This window comes from Achromobacter sp. Root83 (assembly GCF_001428845.1).
Taxonomy (GTDB): Bacteria; Pseudomonadota; Gammaproteobacteria; order Burkholderiales; family Burkholderiaceae_B; genus Achromobacter.
In genome coordinates this window covers 250,558-265,860 of record NZ_LMIU01000023.1, presented here as the reverse complement: position 1 = coordinate 265,860, position 15,303 = coordinate 250,558, and the positions used below count along the sequence as shown (strand labels likewise).

Genomic DNA, 15,303 nt, shown 5'->3' with positions numbered 1-15,303 from the left:
ACTCCTTCCTGCTGAGTGCCCGCCCCGTTCAACGGAGCGGACAGGGTATCTCTAACTAAACGGAACCGGTTCTACGGTGAAGGGACTGGGCGTGCGCGATCAACGCGCCGCCGCGATGTCCTTCGGTGGAACCGTCGGGTCCTGCCCCTTGCCTGCATTGCTCCAGGCATGGCGCGTATAGCTGATGACCGCTGCGATCTCGACATCGTTGAGCTGCCCGCCGAAAGCCGCCATCGCGGTGCCGGGCTTGCCCTTCAGCACGGTGTTGATCTGTTCCGCCTTCGGACCCAGAACAACCTTGTCTCCGTCGAGGGGCGGGAAAGAGCCCGGGATGCCCTTGCCGTTGGCCTGGTGACAGGCCACGCAATTCGCCGCGAAAACCTTTTCGCCGCGGGCAACCAGTTCGGCTTCCGTCCACTCTTTATTGGGATCGTCGGCGTTTGCCGCCATCTTCTTCTTTTGGTCTTCAACCCACTTATCGTAGTCGGCTTGCGCCAGGACTTCCACGACGATGGGCATGAAGGCGTGGTCCTTGCCGCAGAGTTCCGCGCACTGGCCACGGTAGATACCGGGCTTTTCGGCGTTGAACCAGGCGTCGCGCAGGAAGCCGGGGATGGCGTCCTGCTTCACGCCGAAGTCGGGAATCATCCAGGAATGGATGACGTCCGCGGCGGTGAGGACGACGCGAACTTTCTTGTTCACGGGGACGACCATGTGGTTGTCCACTTCCATCAGATAGAACTGGCCCTTGGGCTCGCGGTTCTCGATCTGCGCGCGCGGGGTAGCCAGCGTGGACAGGAACTTGATGCCCGCGGCCGAGCCGTCGAGATACTCGTATCCCCACTTCCATTGGTAGCCGGTGACCTTGACGGTCAGGTCGGCGCTGGACGTGTCCTTCATGGCGACAACCGTCTTGGTGGCCGGCAACGCCATGGCAATGACGATGATGAAGGGGATGACTGTCCAGGCGACTTCGACGCCCAGGTGTTCGTGAAAGGTCGCCGCCTTGTGGCCGCGCGACTTCCGGTGCGCCCAGATGGAGTAGAACATCACTCCGAAGACGCCGATGAAGATCACGATACAGATAGTGAGCAGCAACCAATGCAGCCACATGATGTCGCGCGAAATCGCCGTGACACCTTCATGCAGGTTGAGCTGATTGACCTTCGGACCGCCGGGCATGTTTTGCACCTGAGCGCCGGCCACGCTGCCAATCAGCATCGCACAAGCCCCCAGTACCCCTCTCCACTTCTTCATGCTTACCTCGAAATACGGCGCGAAGGCCCATTCGCTGGTGGCTGAAGTCACCGGAACCGGGCAACGCGCAATTATTAGATGGCAGGGCGTTGCAGGGAGATAGAGCGGCCCTGTCGTTCCCACTCGAAATCACAAAGAAACTGGCGGATTATAGCGGACGCGCAAACAGATGTAAGTTAGTGCCCTTGAATTCATCCGGCCCGCCCCCATCTGGCCGCCCCTCTTGACCGCGCGCCGTAAACAGGGTGGCATAAAATCGTCGGCAACATCCTCACCATGGCGCCACGATGCATAAGCAGTTGTCCGATTTGTATGCCGCCCTGTGCGCCCGTGCGCAGGAGCCCGCCCCTGAAGGCGCGCGCGCTCTATATATAGCGGGGCGCCGCTGCGGCTGGGCCACGCACGCCGCTTGCGACGCGCTGCGCGGCGCGGCGCGCATGGACTCGGACGACACCGCACTGCGCATCGGAGAGGGCATGGCGCCGGGCAAGGAGCTCGACGCCGTGCTGAAACAGGCGGCCGAACTGTTGCGCCAAGCCAACTGCTTGCGGGGCTGGCGCGATGAATTGCTGGACGTTATGGACGGCGATCAGGCGCTGGGCGTGATCGAACGCGCGGCCGTGCGGCCGCTGGGTCTGCTGACCAAGGCCGTGCACCTGAACGCCTGGACGCCGGACGGCCGGCTGTGGGTGGCGCGGCGTTCGCTCAGCAAATCAACCGATCCCGGTATGTGGGACACCCTGGTGGGCGGTCTGGCCGGCAGCGGCGAGGACCTGGAATTGGCGCTGGTGCGCGAATGCGGCGAAGAAGCCGGCCTGGACGAGCCGGACCTGGCGCGCCGTTCGCCCCTGCGCACCATCCTGCGCATCCATCGCCGCCTGCCCGAGGGCTATCAGGTGGAAGATGTGCTGACCAGCACCTGCGTGCTGGCGGCGGACGCCCGCCCCGCCAACCGCGACGGCGAAGTCATGGAGATCGCCACCATCGATGTGGACACGGCGGTGCACCGGATCATCGAAGGCGAATTCACGCTGGAAGCGGCGCTGGTGCTCATCGAGGACATCATGCGGCGCCAGGCCGCGGGCGCGGTCTGAGTTCAGCGGGGCGCCGTTTCCGGCGTTCCCAGCACCGTGTCTCCGGGCGCGCCGTCATCGCGGGTATCTTCCCCGCGCAACTCGCGGATCGCCCGCGCGTCCTCACCGGCCAAAGCACCACTGACGCCCGCCGCTTCCGCGGCTTCGGCCGCCTGCGCCGGGCTGGGCGCCGACACCGGCGCGGGCGTCGGGGCAGGCGCGGCACTGGACGCCTGCGAGAACTGTTTCCAGACCTCGATGGCACGCAGCCGCTGCTTGGCTACCACCTGAATGCGCTCGCGCAGGTTTTCGTCCCGCGCCAGCAGGGCGTGGAAGTCGCGCGAAGACAGCATCAGCAGCTTGCTATACCCCAGCGAGGTCACATCCGGGTTGAGCTGCTGTTCGCCCAACAGGCCGAGTTCACCGAAGAATTCGCCGCTGCCCAGTTCGATCATGGTGTTGTCAGGCAGGTGGACGGCCACGGCGCCCGACGCCACGAAGCACATTTCCTCGCCGTGCCGGCCCTGGGTCAGGACCCGCTGATCGGGCAGGGACAGGCGCGGCTTGAGCAACTTGCTGATGGCGCGCAGGGAATCGGGCGACAGCCCCTCGAACAACGGCACGCGCTTGATCAGTTCGGCCGCGCTCATTTCGATGTCCAGCGGCGGATGCTTGTCGATATGCGCCCAGCGGCTTTTCAATTGCTCCATCAGGTCCGCGTAGACCTCGCCGCTGATCAGAAACTGTTCAAGCATGTCGCGATAGCGGATGCGCTCGAGTTCGCGGGCGACGCGGCCCAGATAGCTTTCCTGCAGCCACTGCGCGTACGACGGGTACTGCAGGTTCAGGGCCTGCATGGCGTTTTCGATCAGGTCCAGCCGGCGCTGATGCAGGGACACGATGCGCTGCGTCGCTTCCTCGCCCAGCAGCGGGGTAATCTGTTCGCGGGCAAAGGCGATCAGGCGCTGCGCGACCGACCGCTTGCTCATCAGGTTGGCGAACCGCTGGCCCAGTTCACGGGCCAGCCAGCCCTGGAACCCAAACACATAGTGCAGGCGCAAGGCCAGGCGGAAGGCGTTGGAATAACGCACGTCGGCCACGATGGCGCGCTCGAAGCCGGGCACGCCCCCCAGCCGGATCGCATCTTCCAGCCGTTCCGCCCGCGCCAGCAGCGCTTCCGCCATGCGCCAATCCACGATCTGCGCCTTCAGGATGTCGAAGAACATTTCCTCTTCGCGCTGCGCCACGATGGCCAGCCCCACCGACACGCGCTGCTCGTCGGTCATCTGACTGACCTGGCCATCATGCACGCTGGCCAGGCTGGCGTCGAACACGGCGCGAATCCGGTCGCGGACCTCGTTGCCGATGTGTTCCGTCTTGGCCACCTCGTCCGTCTTGCCCTGCAGGTCTTCCAGCGCCACCGCCAGCACCTGGTTGCGGATGGTGCGCTCCACCGGCGATAGCTGGTTCAGCCCCAGCATGCTGATCAGCGGCCGAAGGCTGATCCCGTTGACGAACAAGGTCATCAGCACGAACCCGGTGGTGGCCACGGCGATGAACTGGCGCGCCTCTTCGGGCACGCCGGTCTGCTCGGTGACCGCCAGCGCCAGCGCCAGCGACACCGCGCCACGCAATCCGCCCCACAGCATCACTACCTTGTAAGGGTTGCTGACCTTGGTGCCCAGCCGGGTCAACCCCAGCAGCGGCAGCAGGCCGAACACCACGATCGCGCGCGCGATCAGCGTCACGACGAACACCACGCCCACCAGCACCACCTCCTGCCATTCAGCGGCGGCCATCAGCTTGGGAATAAGCATGGCCGCGAACAGGAAGATCAGGGAATTCGCCCAGAAGCCGAACTGGCCCCAGGCGCTGGCCAGGTATTCGAAGGTGGTGGGCGACATGCGCGTGCGCCCGGTGGAACCCACCACCAGGCCCGCGATCACGGTGGCCACGACGCCCGAGACATTCAGGTAGTGCTCGGAAATGAAAAAGGAAAGATAGGCCAGCGTCAGGGTCAGCGTGATCTCGGCCGTCGGAAAGCCGCGCAGCCAGGCGAACAGGAAGCACGCCAGCCGCCCCATGGCAAAGCCCGCCACGCCGCCGCCGATGAAGTGGACGATGAAGTCGTTGAAAATTCCGCTTACCGTCAATTCCCCGTGGCCGCTCAAGACCGCCAGCAGCACGGAATACAGCGCGATGGAGGCCGCGTCGTTGAACAGGCTTTCGCCCTCGACCAGCGTCGTCAGCCGCTTGGGCGCGCCGACCTCCCGGAAGATGCCGACCACCGCCACCGGATCGGTGGTCGCGACGATGGCGCCCAGCAGCAGGCAGACCACCAGCCCATACGGCGAGATGGCATCCAGGGTGACGCCGACCACCACCGTGCAGACCACCACGGCCACGATGGCCATCATCAGAATGGGGCCGATGTCGTCCATCAGCCGCCGCACGTTCATGGACAGCGCGGTCTCGAACAACAACACCGGCAGGAACACCATGAGGAAAGTCTCCGAGGAAATCTCGAAGCGTTCCAGCGAATCAAGGAAGTCGCCGATCCAGCTGGGAGCCCAGCCGTGGACATGAATGATGATGCCCAGCAGACAGCCGACAATGGCAAGCAGCACCGAATACGGCAGCTTGAGGCGGCCGGCCAAGGGCGGCATGAAGCAGACCAGCGTGAGCAGGCCCGCGAGGCCAAATACAAGAAAACCAACATCCATGGGTAAGGCCGCGTCCCGATCGCAAAACGTGTGTGAAGTTCCACAAGAATAGCGGCTTTTTTTCCATGCCCGTGGCCGAGGGCGGCGGAGCGTCACGCGGAACGCACGTTTCGTTACCCCGACAGAGACTTGAGATACGCGCCGCGCCATGTTTTTTGGGTAATGTGGCATCACGCGAACTTTCCAGGAGCGGCATGTGGCCCGCGTCCATTCCCTGCCCCGGCGGCTAGATGCGCCCGCCATGCTCGTCCAATTGACCGACAGCCATTTGTTCGGTGAACCCGACACGGTGATGCTGGGCGTCAACACCGATGCGAGCCTGCGCGCGGTACTGCGCCAGATCGAAGCCGACGGCAAGCATCCCGATCTGCTGCTGGCCACCGGCGACCTGTCGCAGGATGGCGAGGCCGCCGGCTACCGCCGCTTTGCCGACATCCTGTCCAAGGCCGGCGCGCTCGACCGCGCCAGCATCCGTTGCCTGCCCGGCAATCACGACCAGCCGGCCGTGCTGCGGCAGGAACTGCCCGAATGGTCTGCGCCCGTGACGGACGTGGGCGCATGGCGCGTGGTGACGCTGGACACGACCGTACCCGGCTCGAACGCCGGGCATTTGGCCGACAGCCAACTGGACATGCTGGAAGGAGCGCTGGCGCAAGCGCCCGGCCGCCACACGCTGATCGCGATGCATCACAACCCCATGCAGATCGACAGCCACTGGCATGACTCGATGATGATCGACAACCCGCAGGCGCTATTCAAGCGGCTGACGCATTGGCCGCAGGTCCGGGTGCTGCTGTGGGGGCACGTGCATCATGAGTTCGACCGCCGCCGGCACAATCTGCGCATGCTGGCCACGCCGTCGACGTGCTTCCAGTTCAGTATTCGCGACGGCAAGCATGTGGTGGACAACATGGCGCCCGGTTACCGGTGGATCAAGCTTTATCAGGACGGATCGATGGCCACGGGCGTGCGCCGTGTGCAGGATGCGCTATGGCATACGGCGCTGGTGGCGCCGGACAGCGCACAAGCGGCGTAGAGCGCGACGCGCAAATAAAAAACGGGGCACCGATATGCATTGGTGCCCCGCAAGCATCCGTCTCATAGGGGAGGGGAAAGAGGAGAAGCCGAGACGGATGACAAGACTGCTAACCGAAGTTCGCGGTCTACATGAAGTTAGGTGGTGCCATCCCCATTAAGTTTCTGGAAATCGCCGAATTCCCGCCCCAAATTTGTATCAATTTATTGACCATCATCCGGGTCGAAAGCATCAAAGAAAAGGGCCGCACTAAAGCGGCCCTTCGCACGGTCAAGCTCAAGAACGGATCACGATGCCAGGTTGCCGCGCATCTTTTTCAGGGCAGCGGCTTCGATCTGGCGGATGCGCTCGGCCGACACGCCGAATTCCTGCGCGAGCTCGTGCAAGGTGGCGCCGCCATCGTCCTGCAGCCAGCGCGCTTCGACGATGCGGCGCGAACGGGCGTCCAGCGCATCGAGCGCGCCGGTCAGGCCGGAACTTTGAAGCTGGTCGCGCGCGGCGCGTTCCAGCACGCGCGTGGGTTCCTGGCGGCCTTCGTCGGACAGGTAGGCGATGGGCGCGTAGCTGTCGTCGTCGTCGTCCTGGTTTTCCAGCGACATGTCGCGGCCCGACATGCGGACTTCCATTTCGCTCACGTCTTCGCGGCGCACATTCAGCTCGCGGGCGATGTGATCGACCTGTTCGGGATCGAGGGTCTGGCCGTCGGGGCGCATGCTGCGCAGATTGAAGAACAGCTTGCGCTGGGCCTTGGTGGTTGCCACCTTGACCAGGCGCCAGTTGCGGATGATGTATTCGTGGATTTCGGCCTTGATCCAGTGCACGGCGAACGACACCAGACGCACGCCCCGTTCGGGGTCGAAGCGCTTGACGGCCTTCATCAGGCCGACGTTGCCTTCCTGGATGAGATCGGCGTGGGGCAGGCCGTAACCTAGGTACTGGCGAGCCACCGATACCACCAGACGCAGATGCGACAGAATCAATTCGCGGGCGGCGCCCAGGTCTTCCTGGTCGCGCAGGCGGCGGCCAAGTTCCGTTTCACGTTCCGCGGACAGGACCGGCAGGCGGTTGACCGAGGAAATATAAGCGTCGATCGTGCCGAGAGCGCCCGGATTGGCAATGGCCAACGCCAGGGCGTTGCCGGAAGCGGCCAACGAGGTACTGGGTTGCTTCATAGCGGGGGTCTCCGGATAGCGAAGGGGTAACGACATGGATTCGATGTTAGCACTCTAGTTATTGGAGTGCTAATTCGACTATTGCGGCGCGTCAAAGTTTCCGATTTCTTCATGCGGCCCTATTTATTTCAGGGCCTGTGCCGGGGGAAATGCCGCGGCCGATCGTCGGCGGCTCACCAGCCCAGGCGCTTGAGGCCTTCGGCGGTGGCCTCGCCGTCCGGACGGATGAAGAGCGCACCCCGGGGGTCCAGAAAGACCTGGTATTTGGCGCCATCGAACATGGGCATATAGGCGCCGCTGCCGAATTGGACATCGACGAAGGGGAACCAGTTCGGAAAGCTCTTTTTCAGCGAACCGAGGTCCGGCGCGGGCCAGTCGTCCAGCGCGTGTACGGAACGGGTGGCCGAGGCTTCCCGCGCGGCGTCGCTGTACCGTCCGGACAGGCGTTCAAGCCGATACAGCGGCGGCACGCCCGCCATCAGGGCGGGCAGCCTCCAGCGAACCACGCGCGCGTCGATCTGCCATTGGTCTCCGTACAGCACATACTGCTTGGGTCCGATGCCCGGCGCGCTGGCGTTCACCTGGAACTGGCCTTCGGCCTGCTGGCGGACGTCGATGCGGGCGACGGGTTCATCGGCCGTCAGCCTGAAGAATTGCACCAGGGACAGCGCCAGCAGCCCCGACACGCATCCCAGGCACACAAGCATCAGCCCGCACAGGCGGCGCACCGGCCGGAACTGGAACAGGCGGCGGCCACGCTCGTCGCGCGGGCCGCCCCGGCCCAGCAACATGACGATCCCGGGCAGCAGGACGACGACGGCGCCCAGCAGTATCCAGACGAAGGGAGCGATTCCGTTGATCAAATCAGGCGTTCCTATTGAAACCGCCGCGGATGGCAGCCAGGCGCCCGCGAGGCGCCCCCGGCATCCCGCGGCAGGCTCCCCAGTATAGAAGCGGGCCTTCAGGCATCCCGTTTTCCAAGGCGCTCGACGTGAAACCGGATGTGATCTTCGAGGAACGTCGAGATGAAGTAATAGCCATGGTCGTAACCGGCCTGGCGGCGCAGCACGAGGGGCTGGCCGGCGGCGGCGCAGGCGGCCTCGAAAACCTCGGGATACAACTGCTCCGCCAGGAATTGGTCCGAGTCGCCCTGATCGATGAGGATGCCGTCCGGAAATGGCTGCTTCAGGCCGCGCATCAGGGCCGACGCGTCATAGGCGGCCCAGTCCTCCACGTTGTCGCCCAGGTAGGCGCCGAACGCCTTCTTGCCCCACGGACACTGGCTGGGCGCTGCGATGGGCGCGAAGGCGGAGACTGAACGGAACTTGGCGGGATTGCGCAGCGCCAGCACCAGGGCGCCATGCCCGCCCATGGAGTGGCCGAAGATGCCCGTGCGCGACGCATCGCCTGGCAGGGCGCCGCCCGTGACGATGCCGTGCAGCTCCTGGGTCACGTAGCTATACATGCGGTAGTGATCGCGCCAGACAGGCGTGGTGGCATCCAGATAGAAGCCGGCGCCCGTGCCGAGATCCCAGCTTTCTTCCTCGCCGGGCACGCCGGCGCCGCGCGGACTGGTGTCCGGCGCGACCAGCATGACGCCGAGTTCGGCCGCCAGCCGCTGGGCCCCCGCCTTGATCATGAAGGTCTCTTCCGTGCAGGTCAGGCCCGCCAGGTAGAACAGCACCGGCACCGGACCCTGTTCGGCCTGCGGCGGAACATAGACGGAAAAACGCATGGGCAGGCCGATTTCCGACGACGCGTGGCGGTAGTAGCGCTGCGTGCCGCCAAAGCAGCGATGCTGGGAAATGAGCTCCAGGGCCACAGCCATAGGTGTTCTCCGGTCGGGGGTGAAAAAAGCGTCGGCGGGTTAGGGTATATCCACGGTACGACGTTCCGTCGCCGAATGTTAACCTGCGCTTCATTGGGCGCCCGCGACAAAAAAATACCATTCCGTGCCCATATTTTGATCACGGTACTTGACCGGCGCCCACCGTGGCACTATTTATATACCGTGTGCGAAGACAACCCGTTCTTCCCGATACGCAAGCCCTGACACTATGGCCCGTCTGCCCCGTCTGTATGCCCCCGGGCTGCCCCAACTGGTGCAGGCCAACTTCATTCAGCCTCTGGCGGCGGCATCGCAACCCGCCCCCGCCGACATCCTGAATCAACTGGCCACCTGGCTGGGCGAATCCGCCCAACGCCATCGCGTGTCGGTTCACGGATGGCTGCTTGCCAACGACCGCATTCTGCTTCTGGCCACCCCCGCTGACGAAGAGGGGCTGCCCAGGTTGATGCAGACGCTGGGCCGGAATCTGGCGGCGCGCCTGCGCGGCGGCCGGGTGTTCGCGGGCCGCTACCGCTCAGCCTTGCTGGAGCCCGGCGCCTGGGTGCTGCCGGCGCTGGTCTGGCTGGAAACCTACCCCGTGCGCAGCGGCGCATCGCAAGATCCCGATTCCTGGCCCTGGTCCTCGGCGGCCAGCCACACCGGCAACACCACGGCGGCCCCCGCCCAGTGGCAATCCGATCACGCGGATTACTGGGCTTGCGGCAACACGCCCTTCGACCGCCAGGCCAATTACCGCAAGCGCCTGCAGGACGGCCTGTCGCGCGAGGAAACGCAGCGCATCGACCAGGCCGTATCCGGCCAATGGGCGCTGGGTGGCGCCAACTTCATCGCCAGCCTGGCGCATACGGCCAGCCGGCGCGTGGCTCCGGGCCAGCGCGGGCGTCCGCGCAAGAAGCCCGCTCCCGCCGCGCCGGCCGATACCGAACCGAACTCCTCCCCCCCGACGACGTCCACCCCGACCACGTCCTGACACCCGAACCCGCCGCCAGGCGGGTTCTGCCTTTGGGGGGTGTCCGCAGTCCGACCCGGGCGGGCATGCCGGCCTCCATATCGACACAGATTCCGTCGCCCCGCTTGCGCGCCGTCGCGCCACAGATCGTGCGGCGGTGCCCACGCGCGTATCCACCTGCCTTCCCACGTGGCCGCCGTGTAGGCGTTTCCGCCACAGATCCGTTGATATTTCGCATCGAAACCGCCACCTTAAATTAGGGACACATAAAGCCAGATTGGGGCGATTTCCTGCGCCTGCGCGCATCCCGGTTTCGCCCTGCCAGCGCCAGCCCAATAACGGCGCGGCCGTTGTTGTGTCCCCTTATTAATGCTCTATGATGGGGCGTAGATATAATTGGGGTCATACCCCGTATGTTTCTGTTGCACCCTACTCCTGGCGGGGGTATTGTCCGTCTCCTGCACTGCAACATTACGACGCAGGCTCACTGCGGAGCGCGCCATGCCCCAAATTACCCCGATCGAATCCTGTCCCCCCGCCAAGGCGACCCCCATCGATGCCAGCCGCATCGGCCTGCCTTCGGCCCAGGGCCTGTACCACCCCAAGAACGAACATGACGCCTGCGGCGTCGGTTTCGTTGCACATATCAAGGGCAAGAAAAGCCACGCGATCATCCAGCAGGGCCTGAAGATCCTGGAAAACCTGGACCACCGCGGCGCGGTCGGCGCGGACAAGCTGATGGGCGACGGCGCGGGCATCCTGATCCAGATCCCGGACACGCTCTACCGCGACGAACTGAGCCAGCAAGGCATCATCCTGCCGCCTCCGGGCGAATATGGCGTCGCCATGGTGTTCCTGCCGAAGGAAACCGCGTCGCGCCTGGCCTGTGAGCAGGAACTGGAACGTTCCGTGCGCGCCGAAGGCCAGGTCGTGCTGGGCTGGCGCAATGTGCCGGTGGACGTCGACATGCCCATGTCGCCCACCGTGCGCGACTGCGAGCCCGTGATCCGCCAGCTGTTCATCGGCCGCGGCGCCGACGTGATGGTGCCCGACGCGCTGGAACGCAAGCTGTACGTGATCCGCAAGACCGCCAGCCACGCCATCCAGAACATGCATCTGGCCCACGGCAAGGAATACTTCGTGCCCTCGGCGTCGGTACGCACCGTGGTCTACAAGGGCCTGCTGCTGGCCGACCAGGTCGGCCGCTACTACCGCGACCTGGCCGACACCCGCACGGTGTCCGCCCTGGCGCTGGTTCACCAGCGCTTCTCGACCAACACCTTCCCCGCCTGGCCGCTGGCCCACCCGTACCGCATGATCGCCCACAACGGCGAAATCAACACGGTCAAGGGCAACTTCAACTGGCTGCGCGCCCGCGAAGGCATGATGCAGTCAGCCGTGCTGGGCGACGACTTGAAAAAGCTGTACCCGATCGTCTACGAAGGCCAATCGGATACCGCGACGTTCGACAACTGCCTGGAATTGCTGGTGAACTCGGGCTATTCGCTGGCCCACGCCATGATGATGATGATCCCGGAAGCCTGGGAACAGCACACGCAGATGGACGAGAGCCGCCGCGCCTTCTACGAATACCACGCCGCCATGATGGAGCCGTGGGACGGCCCCGCCGCGGTCGCGTTCACCGATGGCCGCCAGATCGGCGCCACGCTGGACCGCAACGGCCTGCGCCCGGCCCGCTACCTGGTCACCGATGACGACATGGTCATCCTGGCGTCCGAAGCCGGCACGCTGTCGATCCCCGAAAACCGCATCGTCAAGAAGTGGCGCCTGCAGCCGGGCAAGATGTTCCTGATCGACCTGGAACAGGGCCGCATCATCGACGACGCCGAGATCAAGCTGCAGCTTGCGAACAGCCGGCCGTACCGCCAGTGGATCGAACGCCTGCAGATCAAGCTGGAATCGCTGCCCACGCCGCGCCAGGTCGCCGTGGCCACGCAATCGGCCGTGTCCCTGCTGGACCGCCAGCAGGCCTTCGGCTGGACCCAGGAAGACTTCAAGTTCATCCTGGAACCCATGGCCGCCTCGGGCGAGGAAGTCATCGGTTCGATGGGCAATGACGCCCCGCTGGCCGTGCTGTCCGACCGCGCCAAGCCTTTCTACAACTACTTCCGCCAGTTGTTCGCGCAGGTCACCAACCCGCCGATCGACCCCATCCGCGAACAGCTCGTGATGTCGCTGGTGTCCTTCATCGGCCCCAAGCCGAACCTGCTGGACATCAATAACGTCAATCCGCCGCTGCGCCTGGAAGTCTCCCAGCCGGTGCTGGACTTCGCCGCCATGGCGCAGATCCGCGACATCGAACAGGTGACGGGCAAGAAATTCCGCAGCTTCGAATTGGACATCACGTACCCCGCCGCCTGGGGCCCCGAGGGCATCGAAGCCCGCGTGGCCGCGCTGTGCGCGCGCGCCGTGGATGCGGTGCAAAGCGGCTACAACATCCTGATCGTGTCCGACCGTCTGGTCGACAGCGAGCGCGTGGCCATCCCCGCGCTGCTGGCCACCTCCGCCGTTCACCAGCACCTGATCCGCGCCGGCCTGCGCACCAACACGGGCCTCGTCGTGGAAACCGGCTCGGCGCGCGAAGTCCACCACTTCGCGCTGCTGGGCGGCTACGGCGCCGAAGCCATTCACCCCTACCTGGCGCTGGAATCGCTGGGCAAGATGAATGACCCCGAAAAGGCCGTGAAGAACTTCATCAAGGCGATCGGCAAGGGCTTGAACAAGGTCATGTCCAAGATGGGCATTTCCACCTACATGTCCTATACCGGCGCGCAGATCTTCGAAGCCGTGGGCCTGCAGAGCGCCCTGGTGAACAAGTACTTCACCGGCACGTCGTCCAACATCGAAGGCATCGGCATCTTCCAGGTCGCCGAAGAAGCGCTGCGCCAGCACCGCGCCGCGTTCAGCACCGACCCGGTGCTGGCCAATGACCTGGATGCGGGTGGCGAGTATGCCTACCGCGTCCGCGGCGAAGAGCACATGTGGACGCCGGATTCCATCGCCAAGCTGCAGCACGCTTCGCGCGCCAACAACTATCGCACGTACAAGGAATACGCGCAGATCATCAACGACCAGAGCCGTCGCCACATGACCCTGCGCGGCCTGTTCGAGTTCCGTTTCGATCCGTCGCGCGCCATTCCGCTGGACGACGTCGAGTCGGCCAAGGACATCGTCAAGCGCTTCGCCACCGGCGCCATGTCGCTGGGTTCGATCTCGACCGAAGCCCACTCCGTGCTGGCCGTGGCCATGAACCGCATCGGCGGCAAGTCCAACACCGGCGAAGGCGGCGAGGACGAACTGCGCTACCGCGCCGAAATGCGCGAAGGCAAGAGCACCATCAAGGACGGCGACACGCTGGCCTCGGTGCTGGGCACGGACCGCATCGAAGCCGACGTCGAACTCAAGAAGGGCGACTCGCTGCGCTCGAAGATCAAGCAGGTGGCGTCGGGCCGTTTCGGCGTGACCGCCGAGTACCTGTCGTCCGCCGACCAGATCCAGATCAAGATGGCGCAGGGCGCCAAGCCCGGCGAAGGCGGCCAGTTGCCCGGCCACAAGGTGTCGGAATACATCGCCAAGCTGCGCTATTCGGTGCCGGGCGTGGGCCTGATCTCGCCCCCGCCGCACCATGACATCTACTCGATCGAAGACCTGGCCCAGCTCATCCACGACCTGAAGAACGTGAATTCCAAGGCGTCGGTGTCGGTCAAGCTGGTGTCCGAAGTGGGCGTCGGCACGGTGGCCGCCGGCGTGGCCAAGGCCAAGGCCGACCACGTCGTGATCGCCGGCCATGACGGCGGCACGGGCGCGTCGCCGGTGTCGTCCATCAAGCACGTGGGCACGCCCTGGGAACTGGGCCTGGCCGAAACGCAGCAGACGCTGGTGTTGAACCGCCTGCGCAGCCGCATCCGCGTGCAGGCCGACGGCCAGATGAAGACCGGCCGCGACGTCGTCATCGGCGCGTTGCTGGGCGCCGATGAATTCGGCTTCGCCACCGCGCCGCTGGTCGTGGAAGGCTGCATCATGATGCGCAAGTGCCACCTGAACACCTGCCCGGTGGGCGTGGCCACGCAAGACCCGGTCCTGCGCAAGAAATTCCAGGGCAAGCCCGAACACGTCGTGAACTTCTTCTTCTTCATCGCCGAAGAAGTGCGCGAGATCATGGCCCAGCTGGGCATCCGCAAGTTCGACGACCTGATCGGCCGCGCCGACCTGCTGGACATGCGCTCGGGCGTGGAACACTGGAAGGCGCAAGGGCTGGACTTCGCCCGCGTGTTCCATCAGACCCAGTCGGACGCCGATGTGCGCCAGACCGAAGAGCAGGACCACGGACTGGCGGGTGCGCTGGATCATCAACTGATCGACCGCAGCAAGCCCGCGCTGGAGCGCGGCGAAAAGGTGTCGTTCATCGTCCCGGTGCGCAACCGCAACCGCACGATCGGCGCCATGCTGTCGGGCGCGGTAGCCTCGCGCTATGGCCATGACGGCCTGCCGGACGACACCATCCACATCCAGTGCAACGGCACTGCGGGCCAGAGCTTTGGCGCGTTCCTGGCGCACGGCATCACGATGGACCTGGTGGGCGAAGGCAACGACTACGTCGGCAAGGGCCTGTCGGGCGGCCGCATCATCGTGCGTTCGCCCAACGACTTCCGCGGTTTCGGCCCCGACCACATCATCGCCGGCAACACCGTGCTGTACGGCGCGCTGGCGGGCGAAGCCTTCTTCAATGGCGTGGCCGGCGAACGCTTCGCGGTGCGCAACTCCGGCGCCGCCACGGTGGTGGAAGGCACGGGCGACCACGGTTGCGAATACATGACCGGCGGCACCGTCGTGGTGCTGGGCGCCACCGGCCGCAACTTCGCGGCGGGCATGTCGGGCGGCGTGGCGTACGTCTGGGATCCGGAACGCACGCTCAAGCACCGCGTCAACCTGTCCATGGTCGAACTGGAAGCCGTGGCGCCGCATGCCGAACAGCAGTCGCTGAACAACATCGACATCTGGCACAGCGCGCAACGCGGCGGCGAACGCGAAACGGATGAGTCCATCCTGCGCCGCCTGGTGGAAGACCACTTCCGCTATACCGGCAGCTACCGCGCCCGCGAAATCCTGGGCGACTGGGAAGCCTCGCGCGGCAAATTCGTAAAGGTAATGCCGACGGACTACCGCCGCGCATTGGGTGAAATGTGGCGTGCAGCCAACCCGCAACAACTGGCTGCGTGAGGG

9 protein-coding genes are annotated in these 15,303 nt (G+C 65.0%); 4 read left to right on the top strand and 5 right to left on the bottom strand.

Annotated features, from left to right (window positions below):
- Positions 1-99: 99 nt before the first annotated feature.
- The gene (gene coxB, locus ASE30_RS20810) at positions 100-1,257 is read right to left on the bottom strand and encodes a cytochrome c oxidase subunit II (RefSeq protein WP_057286319.1); all 1,158 of its coding nucleotides are present in this window, start codon (positions 1,255-1,257) and stop codon (positions 100-102) included.
- Positions 1,258-1,544: 287 nt separating this feature from the next.
- Here coxB and ASE30_RS20805 point away from each other — a divergent pair, with 287 nt between their 5' ends.
- A complete protein-coding gene (locus ASE30_RS20805; protein ID WP_057286175.1) occupies positions 1,545-2,351 on the top strand; it encodes an NUDIX hydrolase family protein in 807 nt (268 codons plus the stop codon).
- Positions 2,352-2,353: 2 nt separating this feature from the next.
- Here ASE30_RS20805 and ASE30_RS20800 read toward each other — a convergent pair whose 3' ends face one another.
- On the bottom strand, positions 2,354-5,053 hold the full coding sequence (locus ASE30_RS20800) for a cation:proton antiporter (protein WP_057286174.1): 2,700 nt from the start codon (positions 5,051-5,053) through the stop codon (positions 2,354-2,356).
- Between the two features lie 241 nt (positions 5,054-5,294).
- Between ASE30_RS20800 and ASE30_RS20795 the strand changes: the two genes are divergently transcribed.
- Entirely contained in the window at positions 5,295-6,089 is a 795-nt protein-coding gene (locus ASE30_RS20795; protein WP_200964456.1) for a phosphodiesterase, read from the top strand.
- Between the two features lie 287 nt (positions 6,090-6,376).
- Here ASE30_RS20795 and rpoH read toward each other — a convergent pair whose 3' ends face one another.
- The 3 genes from rpoH to fghA form a co-directional block, all read right to left on the bottom strand.
- On the bottom strand, positions 6,377-7,261 hold the full coding sequence (rpoH, locus tag ASE30_RS20790; RefSeq protein ID WP_057286172.1) for an RNA polymerase sigma factor RpoH: 885 nt from the start codon (positions 7,259-7,261) through the stop codon (positions 6,377-6,379).
- Between the two features lie 173 nt (positions 7,262-7,434).
- Positions 7,435-8,124: a hypothetical protein gene (locus ASE30_RS20785; RefSeq protein WP_057286171.1), complete on the bottom strand. Its 690-nt coding sequence runs from the start codon at positions 8,122-8,124 to the stop codon at positions 7,435-7,437.
- A gap of 98 nt (positions 8,125-8,222) precedes the next feature.
- Positions 8,223-9,089 (bottom strand): S-formylglutathione hydrolase, encoded by an 867-nt coding sequence (gene fghA, locus ASE30_RS20780; RefSeq protein ID WP_057286170.1) that lies wholly within the window; start codon positions 9,087-9,089, stop codon positions 8,223-8,225.
- A gap of 229 nt (positions 9,090-9,318) precedes the next feature.
- Here fghA and ASE30_RS20775 point away from each other — a divergent pair, with 229 nt between their 5' ends.
- Together ASE30_RS20775 and ASE30_RS20770 are read left to right on the top strand one after the other, a co-directional pair.
- Complete coding sequence (locus ASE30_RS20775; RefSeq protein ID WP_057286169.1) at positions 9,319-10,080, top strand: hypothetical protein; 762 nt, start codon at positions 9,319-9,321, stop codon at positions 10,078-10,080.
- Between the two features lie 480 nt (positions 10,081-10,560).
- Positions 10,561-15,300, top strand: coding sequence for a glutamate synthase-related protein (locus ASE30_RS20770; RefSeq protein ID WP_057286168.1), 4,740 nt, complete (start codon positions 10,561-10,563; stop codon positions 15,298-15,300).
- Positions 15,301-15,303: the final 3 nt, after the last annotated feature.

Bases quoted from the DNA above. Each gene is read 5' to 3' on its own strand.
- rpoH (WP_057286172.1), bottom strand. From the start codon at position 7,261: ATGAAGCAACCCAGTACCTCGTTGGCCGCTTCCGGCAACGCCCTGGCG.
- ASE30_RS20800 (WP_057286174.1), bottom strand. From the start codon at position 5,053: ATGGATGTTGGTTTTCTTGTATTTGGCCTCGCGGGCCTGCTCACGCTG.
- ASE30_RS20805 (WP_057286175.1), top strand. From the start codon at position 1,545: ATGCATAAGCAGTTGTCCGATTTGTATGCCGCCCTGTGCGCCCGTGCG.
- ASE30_RS20775 (WP_057286169.1), top strand. From the start codon at position 9,319: ATGGCCCGTCTGCCCCGTCTGTATGCCCCCGGGCTGCCCCAACTGGTG.
- ASE30_RS20770 (WP_057286168.1), top strand. From the start codon at position 10,561: ATGCCCCAAATTACCCCGATCGAATCCTGTCCCCCCGCCAAGGCGACC.
- coxB (WP_057286319.1), bottom strand. From the start codon at position 1,257: ATGAAGAAGTGGAGAGGGGTACTGGGGGCTTGTGCGATGCTGATTGGC.
- fghA (WP_057286170.1), bottom strand. From the start codon at position 9,089: ATGGCTGTGGCCCTGGAGCTCATTTCCCAGCATCGCTGCTTTGGCGGC.
- ASE30_RS20795 (WP_200964456.1), top strand. From the start codon at position 5,295: ATGCTCGTCCAATTGACCGACAGCCATTTGTTCGGTGAACCCGACACG.